The sequence below is a fragment of the Piscinibacter gummiphilus genome (genome assembly GCF_002116905.1).
In the GTDB taxonomy this organism is placed as follows: Bacteria; Pseudomonadota; Gammaproteobacteria; order Burkholderiales; family Burkholderiaceae_C; genus Rhizobacter; species Rhizobacter gummiphilus.
Genome location: NZ_CP015118.1, coordinates 353,357 through 372,760, shown reverse-complemented (window position 1 = coordinate 372,760; position 19,404 = coordinate 353,357). Strand labels below are relative to the sequence as shown.

Below are 19,404 nucleotides of genomic sequence, written 5' to 3'. Positions count from 1 at the left end.
GGCGAGGCCTTCTTTGGTCAGATGGATGCCATCGCGGACAGGGCCTCGAAGGGGCTGATTGCCGCGATCCGCCAGCCCGGCGGCGACCCTGCCGGCGGGCCCCCCTGACCCCAAGGAGTTCCACCATGACCACACCGCACATTCCTTCCCGCTCCATGCCGCAGCAGTTCCTGCTCGCGAGCACCCTGGGCTTCGCGCTGCTCGCCGGCTTCGTGTCCGTCGCGCTGGCCGACGAGCCCGCAGCCGCCGCCCCGCTCACGCGCGCCGAGGTCCGCCAGGACTTCGACGCCTACCGGGCTTCCGGCCTCGCCGACCTGGAGAGCGACGACACCCAGTCGCGCGTCGGCACGCCCGCCTGGGAGGCCGCACGCGCACGCTACCTGGCGCTGCGGCACGTGATGATCGACCCGACCTCGGGTCGCATGCTGTCCCGCGCCGAGGTCGTCGCCGACCTGAAGCGCTATGAAGCGTCCGGCCTGGCGGCGTTCGGGCAGCGCGACGGCGACGACAGCATCGAGACGCGCGCGCTGCAGCAGGCGCGCGCCCGCTACGACGCCCTCGCGATGAACGACATGATGCAGGCCCGCCCGCTCACCCGCGCCGAAGTGCTGGCGGACCTGCAGATCTACCGCGAAGCCGGACTCGACGAGTACGACCGCGGCGAAGGTGTGTCGAGTGGCGACCTGCCGGGCTACCAGGCCGCCCAGGCCCGCTACGCGGCGCTGCGCGCCAACGGCCGCTATGCCGCGCTGGTGAAGGAGATCGGCCAGCACGGCGGGCACGCCGGCTGACGGTCCCGCACCGCCCGTCGCCGCCTTCGCGCTCCGCGATGGGCGGCGACCCGCTCGCCCGATGGAGTCCTCCATGACGCTCTTCCTTCTCTCGTTCGCGGCCGGTGCCCTCACGCTGTTGAGCCCGTGCATCCTGCCGGTCCTGCCGTTCGTGCTGGCCGGCGCGCACGGGCCGTTCCGCCGCGGTGCGCTGCCGGTCCTCCTCGGCATGGCCGGGGCCTTCACCTGTGCCGCTTCACTGACGGCCCTGGGCGGGGAATGGGCCGCTCGGGCCGGTGCGGGTGGCCGGGCACTGGCGCTGGCCTGGTTGTGCCTGCTCGGCCTGTCCCTGCTGCTGCCGGCGCTGGCCACGCGGCTGGCCTCGCCACTGGTCGCGCTGGGACAGCGGCTGCTGCCGCCCCCTCATGAAGGAGAACGATGGTGGCCACGGGTGCTCACCGGCATCGCCACCGGTCTGCTCTGGGCGCCGTGCGCCGGACCGATCCTCGGCCTCGTGCTGACCGGCGCCGCACTGGGCGGTCTGCACCTCGGCACCTCGCTGCAGCTGCTCGCCTTCGCGGCCGGGGCGGCCTGTGCGCTGGCCCTGGCGCTGGCGGGTGGTGCGCGCCTGACACGCGCCCTTCGCCGGGCCTCCGCCTTCAGCGACGTGCCGCGCCGCGTGCTCGGCGCGTTGGTGCTGCTCTCGGCGGCGGCGCTGGCGAGCGGGGTGTCCGAACGCGCGCTGCTGCAACTCCCGTCGGCCGCCACCGCGACGCTGGAGGAAACGCTGCTTCGCCTGTCACGGTCCAACGGCGGCCCCGCGGACGTGGACGGCGCCGCCCAGGTGCCGGAAGGCCTGGAGCGGGCCGCGTGGTGGGGCGGCGGCGACACTCGCCCCTCGGCGAACGAACCGTCGCCAGCCATCGAGGGGCTGTCCCCCGGATTCGGCGGCGCCACCGCCTGGCTCAACGCCGCACCGGGCGGGCCGGTCGCGGCGCGCGGCCGCGTGACGGTGGTGAGCTTCTGGACCTACTCGTGCATCAACTGCCTGCGCACCCTGCCGTACGTGCGGGCCTGGGCCGAGCGGTACGCCGGCGACGGGCTCGCCGTGGTGGGGGTCCACACGCCGGAGTTCGCCTTCGAGAAGGACGCCGGCAACGTCGCTCGCGCGGCGAAGGACCTGAAGGTCGCGTACCCCGTCGCGCTCGACAACGGCTACCGAATCTGGCGCGCCTTCGGCAACCACTACTGGCCGGCGATCTATGTGGTGGATGCCCAGGGGCGCATCCGCCACCACCAGTTCGGCGAAGGCGGCGAGCAGGACACCGAGCGGGTCATCCAGTCGCTGCTGCAAGAGGGCCCGACCGCCACGCCGGCGATCCCCGACACCACCGGTGTGGGCCTGCCCGCGGACCCGGCGGTCCTGGCGTCTCCGGAAACCTACCTGGGCTACGACCAGGCCTCGGCGATGGCGCCTCCCGGTGCCGCCGTGCGGGATCAGGCTCACCGGTACGCCGCAGGACCGCTGGGCCGCGACGAATGGGCGCTCGCGGGCCTCTGGACCGTGGGCCCGGAGTTCGCCACGCTGGACGAGGCGGGTGGCCAGCTCACCGTCCGCTTCCATGCCCGTGACCTGCACCTGGTGATGGGCCGCCCGCCACAAGGCGCCCCGCTGCGCTTCGTGCTCACGATCGACGGACAACCACCGGGCGATGCACACGGTGTCGACGTGGACGCCCAGGGCCACGGCACGGTGGACGCGAGCCGGCTCTACCAGCTGGTGAGACAGCCGGCGGTGTCGGGGGACCGGCGCGTCGAGATCCGCTTCCTCGATCCGGGCGTCCGCGCCTACGCCTTCACGTTCGGCTGAACGGTGGTGCCCGCACCGACCTATGCGTTGGTATAGGTGGGCCCGCGCAGCACGTGCTTTCTGCTACCTTCAGATCCAGCGTCCACCCAGGTCCCGATATGCAGCATTCCGCTTCCTTTGCCGGCGAGGCCGGCACCCCCCACCGGAGCGTGGCCACGCCACCCGATGCGCGCACGGTCTACGTCGTCGACGACGAGCCCCTCGTGCGCACCTCGCTGAAAGGGCTGTTCCGGTCCATGGGCCTGGAGGTCTGCGATTTCGGGGCCACCGAGGACTTCCTCGCGGCGCCCAAGGCGCCGGGCCCGGCATGCCTGGTGCTCGATGTGCGGCTGCGGGGCGAGAGCGGGCTGGCGTTCCAGCAGTCGCTGGCGAACAGCGGCCTCGCCCGCCTGCCCGTGATCATCATGACCGGCCACGGGGACATCGCGATGACCGTCCGGGCCATGAAGGCCGGCGCGCGCGACTTCTTCGAAAAGCCGTTCCGCGAGCAGGACATGATCGACGCGGTCGTCGGTGCGCTGGACGCGGACGCGCGGCGCCTGGCCGCCGAGCGGTCGCTCGACGGGCTGCGCGACTGCTGGGCGCAGGTGTCGCCGCGCGAGCGTGAAGTGCTCAGGCACGTGGCCGCCGGGCGCCTCAACAAGCAGATCGCCGGAGAGATGGGCATCGCGGAGATCACCGCGAAGATCCACCGAGGCCAGGGCATGCGCAAGATGCGGTCGCGTTCGGTCGCGGAACTCGTGCGCAAGATGCAGGCGCTGGGTGTGCTCCCCGAGGTCGGTTGAGGCGTCCGCAGTGACAACCGGCTCCACCGTCCGCGCGCTCGTCACGATCGTCGACGACGACCCGTTCGTCCGCACGGCCACGAGCAGCCTGGTCCGCTCCTTCGGCTGGGATGCGCGCACCTTTCCGTCCGCCCTGGACTTCCTGGCGGCGGACGTGGCACCGCTCGCCGACTGCCTGGTGTGCGACATCGGCATGGAGCAACTCGACGGCATCGGCCTGCTGGCGCGCCTGCAGGAGAACGGGCAGCAGGTCCCGACCGTGTTCATCACCGCACTCGCTTCGGAGGGCGTCCGCCAACGGGCGCTCCGACAGGGCGCGCTGTGCGTCATCGAAAAGCCGATCGACGCGGCGGAGCTGGAAGACTGGGTGCGCCGGGCGCTGTCGGCCGCGGCGCGCGGCTGACGTTCACCCGCCGCCGCGCACCACCGGCATCAGGCAGGCGACCGGACCGGCACCCCGCGCATCGCCGCGCCGGCACCGCGGGCACGTGTCGCGCGGCTCACCCCCAGCATCACCGCCACGTTGAGGGCCAGCCCCACCACGCCCACGTTGAGGTCGTGCACCCAGCCGGGCGCGAAGGGCAGCAGCGTCTTCGTCGTGGCCCCCGACAGCACGGTGGAGGCGACCATCCCCACCCCCGTCAGGATGCCGGCCATCGCGCCGAACCGGTTGACGCGGGGTCGGCCGATCAGCGCGGCCAGCAGGCTCGGGGCCAGCTGCGTCACGATGCTGAAGCCCATGATGAGCAGGGACACGATGCTGGAGCCGCCATGCAGGGTCAGCGACACGGCGAGCAGCGTCAACAGCGGGGCCGCGATGCGGGACACACGCCCGAGGTGCGCGTCGCTGCTCCCGGGACGCAGCGGCAGGTAGAGGTTGCGCACCAGCAGAGTCGCTGCGGAGATCAGCATGATGGAACCGGGCACCAGGGCGGTCAGCATGCCCGCGGCGCCGATCACGCCGACGAACCAGGGGTCGAAGGTCTGGATGGACAGCTTCAGCAGGGCGAGGTCCACCTGCCCGCCGGCGAGGCCGGGCACCTGCAGCACGGCGGCGAAGCCCGCGAACATCGAGAACAGCATGACCAGCGCGTAGAGCGGCATCACCATCGCGTTCTTGCGGAAGCTGCGTTCCGACTTCGCCGTGAAGGTGGCGCTGAACGCATGCGGCCAGAGGTACATGCCGAGGCTCGACAGCACGACGGTGGAGGCGAACCAGACCCGGTTCTGCCCCGTCTCCGGCAGTGCCAGGAATCCCGGCCGCACGGCCTCGATGCGCTCGAACATCGGGGTCAGTCCGCCATGGTGGTGGAACGGAAGGTAGAGCCCGAGGAACACGCAGACCGCCAGCACCAGCACGTCCTTGACCACCGCGGTGACGGCCGAGCCGTGCATGCCCGACAGCGTCACGTGCAGCGTCATGGCGGCGGCACCGAGCCACACCGCGGTGGCGGGGGTCAGCGCGCCATACGAGGTCAGCTGCACGATGAGGCCGAGCCCCTTGAACTGCACGATGAGGTACGGCACCAGCGCCACCAGCGCCACCACCGCCACCAGCCACCCGAGCGCCGGGCTGCCGTACGCCTTCGCGAACACTTCCGGCTGCGTGATGGCCCCGTGCTGCCGGGCGAATCGCCAGATCGGAGGCAGCAGCCAGTACGACATCGCGAACGCCAGGCAGGTGTAGACGATGATGTAGAACGCCGCCCCGCCGTGTCCGTAGGCGAAGCCGCTGGCGCCGAGGAACGTGAACGTCGTGTAGAGCTCGCCCGCCATCAGCACGAACACCAGCACCGCCGGGAATCCGCGCCCGCCCACGCCCCACTGCTCGAGGTTCATCGCCGCACCGCGCCGCGCACGCAGGCCCACCCCCACCGACAGCAGCAGCGTCAGCGCGATGACCGCTGCGGCGGCGTTCATTCGTCCGGGCCCCGGTTGGCGGGATCGAGGCAGTACACGCAGGCCATCGCGGCCGCGCACAGCAGCGCGCCCGCGATGGTCCAGGCCAGGAAAAACGGCAGGCCGAACACGAACGGATGGACCCGGTCGGCGAAGGCGAGACCGCCCAGACTGAAGGCGAAGGGCAGCAGCCCGATGGCGTGGTGCAGTCGCATGGTCAGGAGGGGGTGGCCTGCGACGGCGCGTCACCGCGCGCCGCCAGCGCGCGCAACACGACGTCGGGCGATGCCGGTGCCTCGCGCACGCGCGCACCGGTGGCGTGGTGGACGGCGTTGAGGATGGCGGCCGCGGTGGGCACCAGGGCCGGTTCCCCGATGCCCTTGGCCCCGTAGGGTCCGTCGGGGGTCGGCGACTCGATGAAGAAGGTCTCGACGTCGGGCATGTCGTGCACCGTGGGGATCAGGTAGTCGTGCAGGTTGTTGTGGCGGCCCGGATGGTACTTCTCCATCAGCGCCATGCCCACCCCTTGTGCGACGGCGCCTTCCACCTGTCCTTCGAGCAGCGTCGGGTTCACCGCCTTGCCGACATCGTGGGCCGCGACGACGCGGCGCACGCGCACGCGCCCGGTCTCGCAATCGACCTGCACCTCGGCCAGCTGGGCGCCGAAGGCGTAGGTGGCATAGGGGCGTCCCTGTCCGTCCGCATCCAGCGCGGTGGACGGGGGATCGAAGGATTCCTCCGCGGCCAGCACGTAGCCGTGCCGGTCCGTGGGCAGGGACTGCAGCGCCATCCGGGCGCCGCCCGCCGCGACCCAGCCGTCGCCGAAGGCAACGGGGGCGTCCTCGCCGGCATCCAGCAGTCGCCGCACCTGGCGGCGCAGCGACGTGCCGGCGAGGAACGCCGCCCGGCCCGTGACGAAGGTCTGCCGGGACGCCGACGTGCGGCCGCAGTCGGGCGTCAGATGCGTGTCGGGGCCGACGATCACCAGCTGGTCGAGGGGGACGCCCAAGGCGTCGGCCGCGATCTGCGGGATGACGGTGTTGGCGCCCTGTCCGGCATCGACGGCGCCCTGGTGCAGCACCAGGGCGCCATCGGGCCGCAGGCCGATGCGCACCGTGGACGGATTGGGCAGCGCGGTGTTGCCGCAGCCGTAGAAGAACGCCGCGAGCCCGACGCCGTGGCGGAGGTGGGCCGGGGCCGCCGCGTTCAGCGCGGCCACCCGAACCTGGGCCTCGGCCCAGGCCGGGCGCAGCGCCTCGAGGCAGGCGAGGAAGCCCACGCTGCCGTCGAGCACCTGGCCGGTGGGAATGGGGTCACCGGGCCGCAGCGCATTGCGCGCCCGGAACTCGAGCGGGTCCATGCCCACCCGGATCGCGAGTTCGTCGACGAGCTGCTCCTGAAGCATCAACGTCTGCGGCACGCCGAAGCCGCGGAACGCCCCCGCCGGCGTGATGTGCGTGTGGATGGCCCGGGCGCTGGCCAGGTAGTGCCGCACGCGGTACGGGCCTCCGGCGTGCACGGGAACGCGGTTCGCCACGGCCGTGCCCCACGAGGCATAGGCACCGGTGTTGTAGCGGCCCTCGAACGAGACGGCGCACAGCCGGCCCTGCGCGTCGGCGGCCATGCTCGACACCATGCGGGCGGGGTGGCGCTTGGTCGACGTGGCCATCGATTCCTCGCGGGTCAGCACCATGGCGACGGGACGATCCAGGTGCCAGGCCGCCAGCGCGAGGAGCGGCTGCACCGTCATGTCGAGCTTGCCGCCGAACCCGCCACCCACGGCAGTGGGCACCACACGCACCTGCTCCGGCGGCACGCCCAGGATGCGCGCCAGGTCGGCGCGGTGCGGGTGGGGCGCCTGCGTGGTCGTGTGGACCTCGACCGTGTCACCGACCCGCCGGGCCCAGCCCGCCTCGGGCTCCAGGTACGCGTGTTCGACGAAGCTGGACTCGAACGTGCCGTGCACCACGTGCGGCGCCGTGCGCAGCGCTTCGGCCGCGTCGCCCTGCCGCACGAGTCCCTCGATCAGCAGGTTCCCGGACCGGTGCGCGTGCAGCCGCGGGCTGTCGCCGCCCGCTGCGTCGTCGACATCGAAGACCGCCGGCAGCGGATCCCAGATCACCGGGAACACGGACAGGTCGAGGGCGGCCAGCGCGTCGCGCTCTCCGGCGACCAGGGCCACCGCCTCGAGGTGGTGCCGCACCTCCCGGTCCGGCAGCACGGGCTGGTCGGCGTACGGGGTGGCGACGCCATGCAGGTTCAGCGCGGGGACGTCGGCATGGGTCAGGACACGCGAGACGCCCGGATGGGCGCGCACGAACGACTCCAGGTCGCCGAAGCGGAACGCGGCCCGCGCGTGCGGGCTGCGCACCGCGCGCAGGTAGAGGCAGTGCGGCGGAAAGCCGTCGGCGCCGAACTGCTGGCTGCCATCGACCTTGCCGGGTCCGTCGAGCCTCGTGACCGGCTGGCCCACCGCGGGGCCATCTTCCGATGCCACCGTGAGGGCGCGCGGCGCGGCGGCGGTCGCCACCTCGGTGACGGCCTCGACGATCTTGCGGTAGCCGGTGCAGCGGCACAGCACGCCGTCGATCGCATCGCAGGCGCTGCCGCGGTCGTGGACGCGGCCGGCGTCGATCGCCGCGGCCGAGGCCATCAGCATGCCCGGGATGCAGAAGCCGCACTGCACGGCCTGGTGGGCGAGGAAGGCCTGCTGCAGACGCTGCCCACAGCGGCTGCCGGTGGCGAGCCCCTCGACGGTCAGCACGTGGCGGCCCGTCAGTTGCGCGACCGGGATCAGGCAGGCGTACCGGGCCTCGCCGTCGACCTGGATGGTGCAGCTGCCGCAGTCGCCCTGGCCGCACCCGACCTTGGTGCCCGTGAGGCCCAGCTCGTCGCGCAGGTAGTCGGTGGCCGGCCGCGAGCCGTCGGCCGGCGCGGCGTGGCGCTGACCGTTGACCACGATCCAGCCGTGCGGGTCGTGGCTCATGCAGGTCTCCCGGCGCGTTCGCAGGCCCGCGCGATGGCCACCCGCGCGAGGTGCAGCCGCAGGGCGGACGAGCCGCGGCAATCGTCGATGGGGGCCAGTTCCGGCAGTGGCGACGCGGCGATGCGCCGGGCCATCTCCGATGGGTCGGCGCCTTCCAGCCCGGCTTCGACGGCCCGCACGCGGCAGGGGACCTCGGACGCCGCGCCGACCGCCACCATCGCACTCGCGACAACCCCGCATTCACGCCAGCGCAGGCGGACGGCGGCCGACACGACCGCCAGGGCCGGACCTTCGCGATGGGTGCACTTGACGAACGCGGTGGTGTCGGCCGCGCCGGGCGCGTCGAACACCACGGCGCTCAGGAGTTCGTCGGAACGCAGGGCCGTGCGCCGCCGGCCGAGCACGAACTGCTCGAGCGGCAGCTCCCGCAGCCCGCGGGCGCTGGCGAGCTGCACGCGCGCCTGCAGCGCGAGCAGGGCCGGCACGCCATCGGCGGCGGGTGCCGCATGGCACAGGTTGCCGCCGACCGTGCCCTGCACGCGGATCTGGCGCGAGCCGATGCCACGGGCCGCCTCGCGCAGCCCTCGGGGCACCCGCGGGGAGGTGTCGATGTCGTCCCACGAGGTGATGGCGCCGATGTGGACGCAGTCACCGTCGTGCCGGATGCCCCGCAGCGCCCCGATGCGGCTGATGTCGAGCCACGGGCCCGGTGTGCCGGGCACCGGCTCGGCGTAGCAGTCGGTCGCGCCGCACACGATGCGGTGCGGCTCGCGCGCGAGCGCTGACAGGGCGTCGTCGAGGCGGTCTGCGACGAGGTAGGTCACGGCCAGGCTCAGCGGGAGGGTGCGTCCACGCGCACGGTCCGGAGGATGCAGTCGATGACCACGGCCTCCCACCGCGCCACGGCCTCGGCGCCGTCGAGGGCTTCGCCCAGGAATGCCGACATCGTGTAGCGGTTGGAGGTGTAGAAGTACGACATCGAGACGATCAGCAGGTAGACGTCGCGGGCGTCCAGGTCGCTTCGGAAAAGACCCCGTTCGGCCCCCACGGCGAGGATGTCGGCGATCAGGGTCACCGCCTGGGCGGAGAACTCGCGGGCGCGGGGCGACTTGGAAACGTGCTTGCCCTTGTGCAGGTTCTCGGTGTTCAGCAGCGTGATGAAGTCGGGGTTCTTCCGGTAGTACGCGACCTTGAAGCGCACGACGGTCTTCAAGGCCTCGACGGGGTCGGACGGGTCGGGGGCGAACTTCGCCTCGGCGTCGTCCATGCGCTGGTAGATGTCCTCCAGCACGGCGATGAAGAGGCCTTCCTTGTTGCCGAAGTAGTAGTAGATCATCCGATCGTACGTCTTGGCCGTCTGGGAGATCTTCTCGACGCTGCCGCCGTCGTAGCCGTAGCGGGCGAAGACCTTCGTGGCCGCGCGGAGGATGCTGTCACGCGTGGCCTGCGCCGCGGCCTCGCGCACACCCGTGCCACGCACCGGCTTGCCTTGCTTGAGTTGCGTCATGTGCTCTCGATCATTTACATGTAGTGATCACTACATGAGATGCGGATCATACACAGCGTGCGCGGTCCCGACAAACCGGCGGCCGGCGGGTAAACCGAGGTATGAGTCCGGGACACCAGCGTTCAATACTGCGAACGCGGCCGGACTGCTCTGATACGGGACATCGCGGCACCCTTGACTTGCGAGGGTGCAGGCGACCGATCCACTCCATCAGAGGCCCACCATGTCCCGTCGATTCTTCCGCTCCTTCGTCCTGCCGTTCGCCCTCGTGGCCGCGGCCGGTGCCACCGTCGCCAAGGACCCCGTGGCGGCCGCCAAGCCGACCATCGTGCTCGTCCATGGGGCGTTCGCCGATTCGTCCAGCTGGAACGGCGTCGCCGGTGAACTCCGCGGCAAGGGCTACCCCGTGGTCGCGGTCGCCAATCCGCTGCGCAGCCTGTCCGGCGACTCCCGCTACACCGCCAGCGTGCTCGACCAGATCACCGGTCCGATCGTTCTGGTCGGCCACTCCTACGGCGGCTCGATCATCAGCAACGCGGCCGTCGGCAAGGCGCAGGTCCGGGCGCTGGTGTTCGTCTCCGCCTTCGCGCCCGAGGCCGGCGAATCGGTCGCGGACCTGGCGGGCAAGTTCCCGGGCAGCTCGCTCGGCGACGCGCTGGCCAAGCCGGTTCCGCTGCCCGACGGGGGCGTCGACCTGTACATCGACCAGGCCCGTTTCCGCGGCCAGTTCGCCGCCGACGTCAACCCCGGCGCGGCCCGCCTGATGGCCATCGGCCAGCGTCCGGTGGCCGAGGCCGCCCTCAAGGAGGGCAGCCCGGGCAGCGCGTGGAAGGGCATCCCGTCGTACTTCATCTACGGCTCGGGCGACAAGAACATTCCGTCGGCGGCGATGGCATGGATGGCCGAGCGCGCCCACGCCCGCCAGGCGGTCGTCATCCAGCACGCCTCGCACGTGCCGCAGGTGAGCCATCCGCACGCCGTGGCATCGCTGATCGAAGCCGCGGCCCGGTCGGCCGACTGAAACCGCCCGCCCCCAATCCCACCCGGAGATTCCCATGACCCACGAAACCTCTCGCCGCAAGTTCCTGTCGATGGCCGCCGCCAGCGGCGCCGGCATCGCCCTGGCCGGGCTGGCCGCGTCCGCCAACGCATCGTCGCCGGCCGGCACCGCGCGATCCGCCTTCGGCCCCGTGCGCCAGATCGACGCCGGCCCGCTCGACGTCGGCTACGTCGACCTCGGCCCGCGCGACGGCACGCCCGTCCTGCTCTTCCACGGCTGGCCCTACGACATCCACAGCTACGAGGACGTCGCCCCCCAGCTGGCCGCGCTGGGCTACCGGGTCGTGGTGCCGCACCTGCGCGGCTACGGCAGCACGCGCTTCCTGTCGGGCGCGACGCTGCGATCGGCGCAGCAGACGGCACTGGCCGCGGATGCGATCGCGCTGATGGATGCGCTCGGCATTCGCCGTGCGATCGTCGCCGGGTGCGACTGGGGCGCCCGCAACGCCTGCGTGCTGGCGGCGCTGTGGCCCGAACGGTGCCAGGCGCTGGTCTCGGTCAGCGGCTTCCTCGTCATCAACCGGGCGGCCGCAGCCGTGCCGCTCGCACCGGCCGACGAGTTGTCCTGGTGGTACCAGTTCTACCTGGCGACCGAACGCGGCCGGCTCGGCTACGAGAAGAACCTGAAGGCGTTCGCGCGGCTGATCTGGCAGCAGGCCTCGCCGGAATGGCACTTCGACGACGCCACGTTCGAGCGCTCCGCGCAGAGCCTCGTGAACCCCGACCAGGTGGCGCTCGTCGTGCACAACTACCGGTGGCGCATCGGCCTCGCCGACGGTGACCCGCAGTACGACACGCTGGAGGAGAAGCTCGCCAAGGTGAAGTCGGTGGCCCTGCCGTCCATCACCCTCGAGGGCGATGCCAACGGCGCCCCCCATCCGGCGCCGGCGTCCTACGCATCGCGCTTCACCGGCAAGTACGAGCACCGCAACCTCACCGGCGGCATCGGCCACAACCTGCCGCAGGAGGCGCCGGACGCGTTCGTGAAGGCGATCGTCGACGTCAGCCGTTGGTGAACCGCGGCTCCCCCGCGGCGACCACGCCATTCCCATGTTTTCCGAACAGGACCCTCCCATGATCCGAACCATCGACAAATCGATCTACACCGCCACCACCGTCACGACCGGAGGGCGGGAAGGCACCGGCACCTCGTCAGACGGCGCGCTCGACGTGGCCCTGAGCCTGCCGGGCTCGGGGGGCCGCGGCACCAACCCCGAACAGCTGCTCGCGGTGGGGTACTCGGCGTGCTTCCTCGGCGCGATGCGCCGCGTGAAGACGGCGGACCACACCCGCGTGCCCGACGACGCGTCGATCGAGGCGCAGGTGACGCTCGGGGTCGCCGGTGACGGCGGCTTCGCGCTCGCCGTCCGGCTGAAGGTCGACCTGCCGGGCCTGAGCGACGCGCAGAAGTGGGCCCTCGTGGACGGGGCCCACGACCTGTGCCCGTACTCCCTCGCGCTGCGCGGGAACATCGAGATCGAACTGGCCATCGGCTGACCGGCGGGAGACGTCACCATGCCGCACACCCTGGATCACTTCTACATCGACGGCGCCTTCGTCGAGCCGCACGGACGGGAGCGCATCGAACGCATCGACCCGGCCACCGAAATCGCCATGGGCTCCGCCGCGCTGGGCGACGCGGAGGACGCCCGGCGCGCCGTCGCGGCGGCGCACCGGGCCTTGCCCGGCTTCTCGCGCACGAGCACGGCGGAGCGCATCGGCATGCTGGAGCGCCTGCACGACGCCGTGCTCGCACGCACCGGCGAACTGCGCGACGCGACGATCGAGGAGTACGGCGGCCCCGTCTCCCGTGCCACGTGGGTCTCGAAGTTCGCCGCGCAGACCTTCCTCGACGCCGCGTCGACGGTCCGGGACTATGCGTTCGAGCGTCCGGTGGGTCACTCCACCCTCGTGATGGAGGCCGTGGGCGTCGCCGCCCTCATCACGCCCTGGAACAGCACGGCCGGCTCCATCTGCGGGAAGGTGGCGATGGCCATCGCCGCCGGTTGCCCGTCGGTCGTCAAGCCCAGCGAGCTCAGCCCCTTGCAGAGCCTCCTCGTCGCCCAGGCGGTGCACGAGGCCGGCCTGCCTCCGGGGGTCGTGAACTTCGTCAACGGGCGGGGCGATGCGGTGGGCAGCGCGCTGTGCACGCATCCCGACGTCGCGAAGATCTCGTTCACCGGCTCCACCGCCACCGGCAAGGCCATCGCGCGGATGGCCATCGACACGTTCAAGCGCCTCAGCCTCGGCCTGGGCGGCAAGTCCCCCACGATCGTGCTCGACGACGCCGACCTCGACACGGCAGTGCCGGCCGCGCTGACCGCGGCCTTCCAGAACAGCGGGCAGGCCTGCATCGCCGGCTCGCGCCTGCTGGTGCCCGAGCACCGGCTGGACGCGGTGCTCGACCGCGTGCGACGTGGGGTGGCCGCGCTGCGGGTCGGCGATCCGTCCGATCCGTCCACCACCATCGGCCCGATGGTCAACGCCGCACAGTTCGAACGCGTGCAGCGCTACATCCGGCGCGGCATCGAAGAAGGCGCGACGGTGGTGACCGGCGGTGAGGGCCGTCCCGACGGACTCCCGCGCGGCTACTTCGTCCGGCCCACCGTCTTCTCGCAGGTGACGAACGACATGGCGATCGCGCAGGAAGAGATCTTCGGACCGGTGCTGTGCGTCCTCACGTACCGCGACGAGGACGAGGCCGTCCGCATCGCCAACGACTCCCTCTACGGCCTGCATGGCTACGTGTTCTCGTCCGACCTCGCTCGGGCGCAGGCGGTGGCGCGCCGGATGCAGGTCGGCCGGGTGGCCATCAACGGCATGCAGCACGACCCGCTCGCCCCGTTCGGGGGCTACAAGGCCTCGGGCTGGGGGCGGGAGTACGGCGTGCAGGGACTCGAGTCCTTCCTCGAGGCCAAGGTCGTCATGACCTTGTGACACACATGTCCGGAGCAACCATGAACCCTCTTCAGTCCCTCGCCCGCGCCGCGCTGGCCGTCCTGTCGTGCGCCGCCGTCGCGGCGCCCCCGCCCGCCAAGCCGGACGCCTCGCCGATCTACGGTGTCACGGTGCCCGAAGGCTACCGCCGATGGGAACTGGTGGCGCCGGCGCTCGAATCGGCGCCCCTGAACGAACTGCGGGCGGTGCTCGGCAACCCGCGGGCCATCGAGGCCTACCAGCGCGGCCGGCTCCCCTTCCCGGACGGGACCGTGCTCGTGAAGCTCGCGTGGAAACACGAGCCCTCGAAGGAGTTCGGCGCCGCGCTGGTGCCCGGCGCGGCCACCACGGTGCAGGTGATGGTCAAGGACGCCCGCCGGTACCCGGAGACGGGCGGCTGGGGTTTCGGAAGGTTCGTGGACGGAAAGCCGGCCGACCTCGCGCAGCACCAGACCTGCTTCGCCTGCCATGCGGCGCTGGTCAAGGATCGCGACTACGTGTTCACGCGGTGGAAGCCATGACGTTGCAGGCGACAAAAAAGGGACCGGGGCTTTCGCCGCGGTCCCTTGTTCGAATCCCGGAAAGGTCCGATCAGAACGGTTATGCCTACCAAAAAGTGTGGGTTACGAGCGGGGTCGACCACTTCCACCACATGTTTTTGTTGATAAGAAGGCTCCGGGCCGAATGGTCTACAGGAGTCCTCATGCCCTAAAGCCGGCTGTGGGTAGGAGCAAGAGGCAACGCCGCCCTTCGTTAGGCGGGCTGCGCGGGAAGCGGGCAGATGCCCGGCAGCTCGGCAGCAATCTGCGCTGCTGGCCCTTGCACCGCGTCAAACGTCGCCGGCCATTCCTTTGGCGACACACGACAGGCGCCGGCCACCTCGAATGGCCTCAGGCGAAGGCTACTAATGGTCTTGCGCACGGCCTCGGCATGGCCAACCTCGACGTGCTCGTCTGCTTCCAGCTGTTTGCAGACCCGCTCGCCCCATTCACGGTTCGCGAAGTCGTCCCGCCAAGTTTCACTCTTGACCAGTGGAGCACCGGCCCCACGGAACACCTCTGCAACGAACGACGCGCACGTCAACCCGTGACTGCCCTTCGGCGCCTTATATGCACCGTTTCCACTGAATGAGCCTCTTGAAGCAATAAAGTCGACGGCGTAGTTGATTGTCGGACCACGTTTGGCGACGGCACGAACAAAGGCCACGACCTGCTTGCCGGCGGATGGAGGGAGGGCACAAGGCTCAGCTGCCCAACATTGGGTGAGCTCGTCAAGAACTCGTTCAATTTTGAGTTTTCGGTGCCACGCAAGATGCAGCACTTGGGGTCCGTCCGCGACGGAGTGAAAACCGATCCCCACATGGCCCGCCCCCATCGAACTATGCGAAATGGCCACTGCGATCTGATCCCGAGTGAAAGGGACTGCAGTGAGATTCGCCAGGGTCATGTTCGGTCAGATCAGTCCGTAGAGGACATCTTCGGGGTCGAGGCCAGCGGCTTCGGCCGCCACTCTCGCGACTTCCACCGCTTCATCCCAACCGGGGATTTCTTGCCGCCAACTGCACGACGCGCGCAATACAGCGGCCAAGTGCTCGCACTGGACTGAGCCGCTTCGAAAATATTCCAGCGATAGAGTGGGTGGACCGAACTCAGAAATGAATTCAAGCGCAGCCTCCACCGTTTCCGTCAAGGCATCGACGTCGGCCGTAGCATGCGGATCCAAGACGTGTCGCTGCCATCTCTTTGCACCCGCGGCCAGTCGATATGACTTCACGCTCGCAGCTTCCAGAACCTCTCCGGAACTGGCGTGCACGAACATCTGCGAGTATTCGCTATTCGTTTGCGGCGCCCGCACCGAATCCATCCAAGCGTCACGAAACTGCGCACCCGCGTAACTGCCGAGTCCCGCCGGGCTAAGAATCACCGCCCTTGAGGGTTCAACGTGGACGTAATGCATTGTGCAGGGTATCCGTTATACCGCGTCGGAAAAGCGCGCCGGCGTTTTCATGCAAAGTATTAAGACGCAACTCGAGCGACGCGTCATTGCCGAGCAAATCGGCCTCCAAGCCGCTGTCGTTGTAGAAATCGGCGTCGATCATGAAAGCCCTTCGACTGCCCTCCAGCGAGCGTAGGAGAGAGCTTTGGAGAAAAACCATCGAGTTATCGAGCTTCAGGACCGACTGAGAAACGAAGCTCTCGACTTCATCCTCTGACGGTATTTGCCCGCTCGCGAGAGCATTTGGTGCCATCGGGCCAAGGAGAAATGGTTCGATGAGTTCATGCCAAGAACTCCCTCCGAGCCCTAATGGCTCGCGCTCGACCACATCCCTGTACCGAAGCCCCAGCCGCTTCGGTGAGTCAATAACGCAGAAACCAACGACAGTTTGGACTGCACAAAGCATCCGCGGCAGGAATTCTTTCCAACCCGAGTACTTCAAGCAGGTCAAAGCGAGGAAGTCTGCCGAGAACGAAACCTTCCACACGCCGTCCGGAGTTCCAAAATGATCAACCCGCAGGTGCTGCGTCATTTGGGGCTGGGCGCCACTGCTCGCGACGACGATTCCCGGGGGAAGTCCCACGGTCACTCCGACCTGCTCGGCCTCTGAATATCCCAAATCAGCAAACGCCGCGCGCATCGCCGCACTTACTCGTTCGTCCAAGGATTCAAGCCGCTCAAAAGCCACTTGGCAGACAACCTCGGCGAGAGGATTGTGCTCATAGACGACGCGCTGAAACGCCTCGATCCTCATTGCACTTCTCTTTGCATAGGGGTCAGCTGCTACCGGGGGGATGGGTCGCATGATACCGGCTCGGTGCCGTGCGCGCTCAACGACCCGCGGCGCGGCAACACATGCTTCCTGAGCGGGGACTCCTCAGTCGAGCGGAGCACGAACGAAATTTGCAAGCTCGCTCATCCTATGAGCTTGCCGTCCCACATCCTTGCGACCCGAGGTGATCGCCTCGGCACATTTGCGCCTACGACGTCAATTGTCCGACTTCAGAGATCCGAATCAAAAAGCGGTCGGATTTCGCGCGGAGCTGAATCGGCCCTCTGTAGAATTTGTGCATTCTTTGGAATAGAGCCCATATGGCCATCGGGAATGTGGCCGACCGCCCCGCGCATCAGCGAGCCAGGTCGAGCAAGGGGAGAACAGCCGACGACATCTCGCGGGCCGCCGCAGATCAAGGCGAAACGTGGCTGCGCCCATGAGCGACCGCCCACATCCTGCAGCCCGCGGGGTCAACCGGCTCCTCAAGCTGGCCATTGCCGCCGGTTCTGAAAGCGCTGTCCGGCAGCACATCGCCCGTGGCGACGATCTCGAATGGCGCGACGATCGTGGTTTTACGCCCTTGATGATCGCGGCGTCGCGCAATCGAGCAGGCGTCTGCGTTCTCTTGATGGCTGCGGGCGTTGATCGGGCTGTGACCGACGCGGCGGGACGCGACGCACTGGCCATCGCCCTCGATGCAGGTGCCGGCCTCGCGGCGGAAGCCATCTCAGCATTCGCTGACGAAGCGGGGCCAGGGAAGAACGCAGACCGCACAGAGGATCGGCAGGAACCAACGCGGACTGGCGCTGTTTTGACGTCGACCGCTGCCCCACGGGCCGTCCAACCCGAAGGGGCTTCGCTGAAGCCCTGCGGTGAAGACCGGTCAGGAAGTTCTGAAGGCTATGGGGACTGGGAAGAGGAAGAACAACTCGCGCCGCCGCAGCACGACCCCGCAGCCTCGCGCGACCAAGCAGCTGCGCAGCGCGCGATCAGCGATCACGTGCCCATCGACGACGCCGACGACTGGACCGAAGTTGCGGCTTACCTGCCGGAAACCGCAGCGCCCCTGCTCCGCGCTGAAGACGCCGAGTTGCAGGAGGCTCTCCAGTCACTGCTTCTGCGTGCTTTGCGCGAGGGCAGCGTGCCGGCGCACATTGTCGAACAGGTCTACGCATTGGGCCGCGGTGAACACTCGCAAGAATTCGACGCGGACGCGACGTTACTGCGTGTCATCAACGATCTCGGGGCTGAGGTGGACGAGCGCTTCGAGTACGCATCGCCGTTCGACGATTTCCGGGTGGAAACAGGCGCCGAAGCGAACCGCGAAGAGGCCGATGCAATCGCCGATGGCCTGGCCGAGTTGGAGGCCTCAGCTCGACGCCCCAAAGATCCCCTGCGACTGCAGCGGAAGCATACCCAGAGGCTACCCCTGCTCACGCGGGATGAAGAAATCGAGATCGGCAAGGCCATGGATCTCGCCGTCGAGACCTGTCTGGACGCAATGTCGGCTTGGCCTGCGGGTTTGTACGCAGTCGCACGAATCGTCGATGACGTTCGCGCCGGCCGTCGGCTGCGGACTCAGATTGCTGGCGATGGCCACGACGACGTCGGAGGTCCCTCCGATCCGCCGGTACAAGCCGCCGACATATCAGCGAGCATTGCCAACATCGGTGACGATCTCGAAGAAGCTGGCAGCGAGCTCCCACGGGCATTGCCTGAGGCAGTTGAAACTGATGCGGTGGATGCTCTCGAACAGCTTCATGCGCTCGCGGCTGCTAACGGCGGCAGCTGGCCGGAACCGAGCGTTGTTAGGCCGGTGGTGAGTGCAATCAATTTCAGGCGCTCATTCTTGGTCGAGCTTGAAAGCCAAGCGGGCGACGATTGTTCCAGCGCTGCCTTGGCCTTCCGAACAGCAGTACTCGAACTGCGAAGGCATCGGGACCGAATGACCGTGGCCAACCTTCGCTTGGTCTTCCCCGAGGTGAAGCGGTATCTCTTCACTGGACTTCCGATCGAAGATTTGTCGCAGGAAGGCAATCTGGGTCTGATGCGGGCAGTCGACCGCTTCGACTGGCGCCGAGGCACGAGGTTCGCGACGATGGCTGTGCCCTGGATCAGTCAAGCCATCGGCCGTGCGGTCGCGAATACGGCGCTCACGATTCGCCTCCCCGCGCACGTCTACGAAATCGCGAGTCGCTTCAAGCGGGAGATCGCGGCGCTGGAAGCCGCGCTCGGGCGCGAACCGACATCATCTGAGCTTGCGCATCGTGTCGGCATTCCGGAACCCAAATTCGAGCAGCTATGGCGATGCATCTCGGATCCCCTCCCTCTTGAGGGCGTCGAGATGGCCCTCGACCTGGACATGAAACGGCACAGCGATCAAGACGCGTTCGCGGAGGCGGAGTCGCGCGCCATCGCCAAGGTTCTGAGGAACGCGGTGGAATCGCTTGGCAAGAAGAGCGCGGGAGTAATCAAGTTGCGCTACGGCTTCGCAGACGTCGAGCCGCGCACGCTCGAGGAGGTCGGCAAGATCTACGACGTGACTCGCGAGCGCGTGCGCCAGATCGAAGCCAAGGCGATTCTCACGCTCATGCATCCCGCGCGCTTAGCCACCCTGGCCAGCGCGCTCGGGCGCGACGCGACTCTCTGCCGCCCGAGCGACGATGCCGTGCAGCAGGCTCATGGCGACGAGCTCGACCAGGCCGGACAACGAAAGTTGGGATCACTCGTCGCCGAGGCGGGCAGTACCAAGACAACACGAATACCGTTCGACCAGTCGCAGAGCGCAGACTCGCGGGACTGATCGAATCGATGCGAACGG

18 protein-coding genes are annotated in these 19,404 nt (G+C 69.1%); 10 read left to right on the top strand and 8 right to left on the bottom strand.

Translation table 11 applies throughout. From position 1 onward, the window contains the following. Positions 1–125: 125 nt before the first annotated feature. From A4W93_RS01595 to A4W93_RS01580, 4 genes are all read left to right on the top strand, one after another. On the top strand, positions 126–791 hold the full coding sequence (locus tag A4W93_RS01595; RefSeq protein WP_085748946.1) for a DUF4148 domain-containing protein: 666 nt from the start codon (positions 126–128) through the stop codon (positions 789–791). A gap of 73 nt (positions 792–864) precedes the next feature. Beyond that, positions 865–2,640: a redoxin family protein gene (locus A4W93_RS01590; protein ID WP_085748945.1), complete on the top strand. Its 1,776-nt coding sequence runs from the start codon at positions 865–867 to the stop codon at positions 2,638–2,640. A 98-nt stretch (positions 2,641–2,738) separates the two neighbouring features. Next, a complete protein-coding gene (locus A4W93_RS01585) occupies positions 2,739–3,425 on the top strand; it encodes a response regulator transcription factor (protein ID WP_085748944.1) in 687 nt (228 codons plus the stop codon). 10 nt (positions 3,426–3,435) lie between these two features. Continuing rightward, entirely contained in the window at positions 3,436–3,828 is a 393-nt protein-coding gene (locus A4W93_RS01580; RefSeq protein WP_085748943.1) for a response regulator transcription factor, read from the top strand. Between the two features lie 29 nt (positions 3,829–3,857). Here the strand turns inward: A4W93_RS01580 and A4W93_RS01575 are convergent, their stop codons facing one another. Genes A4W93_RS01575 through A4W93_RS01555 form a run of 5 tightly spaced genes read right to left on the bottom strand, consistent with a single transcriptional unit; the run spans position 3,858 to position 9,817 of the window. After that, positions 3,858–5,345: a sodium:solute symporter family protein gene (locus tag A4W93_RS01575; RefSeq protein ID WP_085748942.1), complete on the bottom strand. Its 1,488-nt coding sequence runs from the start codon at positions 5,343–5,345 to the stop codon at positions 3,858–3,860. Continuing rightward, positions 5,342–5,539, bottom strand: a complete 198-nt coding sequence (locus A4W93_RS01570) for a DUF3311 domain-containing protein (RefSeq protein ID WP_085748941.1) — start codon at positions 5,537–5,539, stop codon at positions 5,342–5,344. Before A4W93_RS01570 ends, A4W93_RS01575 begins: the two co-directional genes overlap by 4 nt. Positions 5,540–5,541: 2 nt before the next feature. Continuing rightward, entirely contained in the window at positions 5,542–8,310 is a 2,769-nt protein-coding gene (locus A4W93_RS01565) for a molybdopterin-dependent oxidoreductase (protein WP_085748940.1), read from the bottom strand. Further along, entirely contained in the window at positions 8,307–9,134 is an 828-nt protein-coding gene (locus A4W93_RS01560; RefSeq protein WP_085748939.1) for an FAD binding domain-containing protein, read from the bottom strand. Before A4W93_RS01560 ends, A4W93_RS01565 begins: the two co-directional genes overlap by 4 nt. A gap of 8 nt (positions 9,135–9,142) precedes the next feature. After that, positions 9,143–9,817 (bottom strand): TetR/AcrR family transcriptional regulator, encoded by a 675-nt coding sequence (locus A4W93_RS01555; protein ID WP_085748938.1) that lies wholly within the window; start codon positions 9,815–9,817, stop codon positions 9,143–9,145. 223 nt (positions 9,818–10,040) lie between these two features. On the opposite strand from A4W93_RS01555, the gene A4W93_RS01550 reads away from it, so the two are divergent. Genes A4W93_RS01550 through A4W93_RS01530 form a run of 5 tightly spaced genes read left to right on the top strand, consistent with a single transcriptional unit; the run spans position 10,041 to position 14,334 of the window. Further along, positions 10,041–10,838, top strand: a complete 798-nt coding sequence (locus tag A4W93_RS01550; protein WP_085748937.1) for an alpha/beta fold hydrolase — start codon at positions 10,041–10,043, stop codon at positions 10,836–10,838. 34 nt (positions 10,839–10,872) lie between these two features. Then, positions 10,873–11,892 carry an alpha/beta fold hydrolase gene (locus A4W93_RS01545; protein WP_085748936.1) on the top strand — a complete coding sequence of 340 codons (1,020 nt, stop codon included), beginning with the start codon at positions 10,873–10,875 and terminating at the stop codon, positions 11,890–11,892. Positions 11,893–11,950: 58 nt separating this feature from the next. Beyond that, complete coding sequence (locus tag A4W93_RS01540; protein ID WP_085748935.1) at positions 11,951–12,373, top strand: Ohr family peroxiredoxin; 423 nt, start codon at positions 11,951–11,953, stop codon at positions 12,371–12,373. Between the two features lie 18 nt (positions 12,374–12,391). Beyond that, positions 12,392–13,813, top strand: a complete 1,422-nt coding sequence (locus A4W93_RS01535; RefSeq protein WP_085748934.1) for an aldehyde dehydrogenase family protein — start codon at positions 12,392–12,394, stop codon at positions 13,811–13,813. A 20-nt stretch (positions 13,814–13,833) separates the two neighbouring features. Next, a complete protein-coding gene (locus A4W93_RS01530) occupies positions 13,834–14,334 on the top strand; it encodes a cytochrome P460 family protein (RefSeq protein ID WP_085748933.1) in 501 nt (166 codons plus the stop codon). 232 nt (positions 14,335–14,566) lie between these two features. Here A4W93_RS01530 and A4W93_RS29430 read toward each other — a convergent pair whose 3' ends face one another. From A4W93_RS29430 to A4W93_RS01525, 3 genes are read right to left on the bottom strand one after another with little or no spacing between them, the layout of a single operon-like run. Then, positions 14,567–15,259 (bottom strand): hypothetical protein, encoded by a 693-nt coding sequence (locus tag A4W93_RS29430; RefSeq protein ID WP_157131570.1) that lies wholly within the window; start codon positions 15,257–15,259, stop codon positions 14,567–14,569. 6 nt (positions 15,260–15,265) lie between these two features. Continuing rightward, positions 15,266–15,769 (bottom strand): hypothetical protein, encoded by a 504-nt coding sequence (locus A4W93_RS29425; RefSeq protein WP_157131569.1) that lies wholly within the window; start codon positions 15,767–15,769, stop codon positions 15,266–15,268. Then, complete coding sequence (locus A4W93_RS01525) at positions 15,750–16,562, bottom strand: TIGR04255 family protein (protein ID WP_157782100.1); 813 nt, start codon at positions 16,560–16,562, stop codon at positions 15,750–15,752. The genes A4W93_RS29425 and A4W93_RS01525 overlap by 20 nt, the downstream gene beginning before the upstream one ends. Positions 16,563–17,019: 457 nt before the next feature. Here A4W93_RS01525 and A4W93_RS01520 point away from each other — a divergent pair, with 457 nt between their 5' ends. Further along, on the top strand, positions 17,020–19,386 hold the full coding sequence (locus A4W93_RS01520; protein ID WP_085748931.1) for a sigma-70 family RNA polymerase sigma factor: 2,367 nt from the start codon (positions 17,020–17,022) through the stop codon (positions 19,384–19,386). Positions 19,387–19,404: the final 18 nt, after the last annotated feature.

Coding starts and splice junctions, on each gene's coding strand:
- A4W93_RS01555 (WP_085748938.1), bottom strand. CDS start 9,817: ATGACGCAACTCAAGCAAGGCAAGCCGGTGCGTGGCACGGGTGTGCGC.
- A4W93_RS01570 (WP_085748941.1), bottom strand. CDS start 5,539: ATGCGACTGCACCACGCCATCGGGCTGCTGCCCTTCGCCTTCAGTCTG.
- A4W93_RS29425 (WP_157131569.1), bottom strand. CDS start 15,769: ATGCATTACGTCCACGTTGAACCCTCAAGGGCGGTGATTCTTAGCCCG.
- A4W93_RS29430 (WP_157131570.1), bottom strand. CDS start 15,259: ATGACCCTGGCGAATCTCACTGCAGTCCCTTTCACTCGGGATCAGATC.
- A4W93_RS01530 (WP_085748933.1), top strand. CDS start 13,834: ATGAACCCTCTTCAGTCCCTCGCCCGCGCCGCGCTGGCCGTCCTGTCG.
- A4W93_RS01550 (WP_085748937.1), top strand. CDS start 10,041: ATGTCCCGTCGATTCTTCCGCTCCTTCGTCCTGCCGTTCGCCCTCGTG.
- A4W93_RS01535 (WP_085748934.1), top strand. CDS start 12,392: ATGCCGCACACCCTGGATCACTTCTACATCGACGGCGCCTTCGTCGAG.
- A4W93_RS01590 (WP_085748945.1), top strand. CDS start 865: ATGACGCTCTTCCTTCTCTCGTTCGCGGCCGGTGCCCTCACGCTGTTG.
- A4W93_RS01545 (WP_085748936.1), top strand. CDS start 10,873: ATGACCCACGAAACCTCTCGCCGCAAGTTCCTGTCGATGGCCGCCGCC.
- A4W93_RS01585 (WP_085748944.1), top strand. CDS start 2,739: ATGCAGCATTCCGCTTCCTTTGCCGGCGAGGCCGGCACCCCCCACCGG.
- A4W93_RS01575 (WP_085748942.1), bottom strand. CDS start 5,345: ATGAACGCCGCCGCAGCGGTCATCGCGCTGACGCTGCTGCTGTCGGTG.
- A4W93_RS01540 (WP_085748935.1), top strand. CDS start 11,951: ATGATCCGAACCATCGACAAATCGATCTACACCGCCACCACCGTCACG.
- A4W93_RS01595 (WP_085748946.1), top strand. CDS start 126: ATGACCACACCGCACATTCCTTCCCGCTCCATGCCGCAGCAGTTCCTG.
- A4W93_RS01565 (WP_085748940.1), bottom strand. CDS start 8,310: ATGAGCCACGACCCGCACGGCTGGATCGTGGTCAACGGTCAGCGCCAC.
- A4W93_RS01520 (WP_085748931.1), top strand. CDS start 17,020: ATGAGCGACCGCCCACATCCTGCAGCCCGCGGGGTCAACCGGCTCCTC.
- A4W93_RS01525 (WP_157782100.1), bottom strand. CDS start 16,562: ATGAGGATCGAGGCGTTTCAGCGCGTCGTCTATGAGCACAATCCTCTC.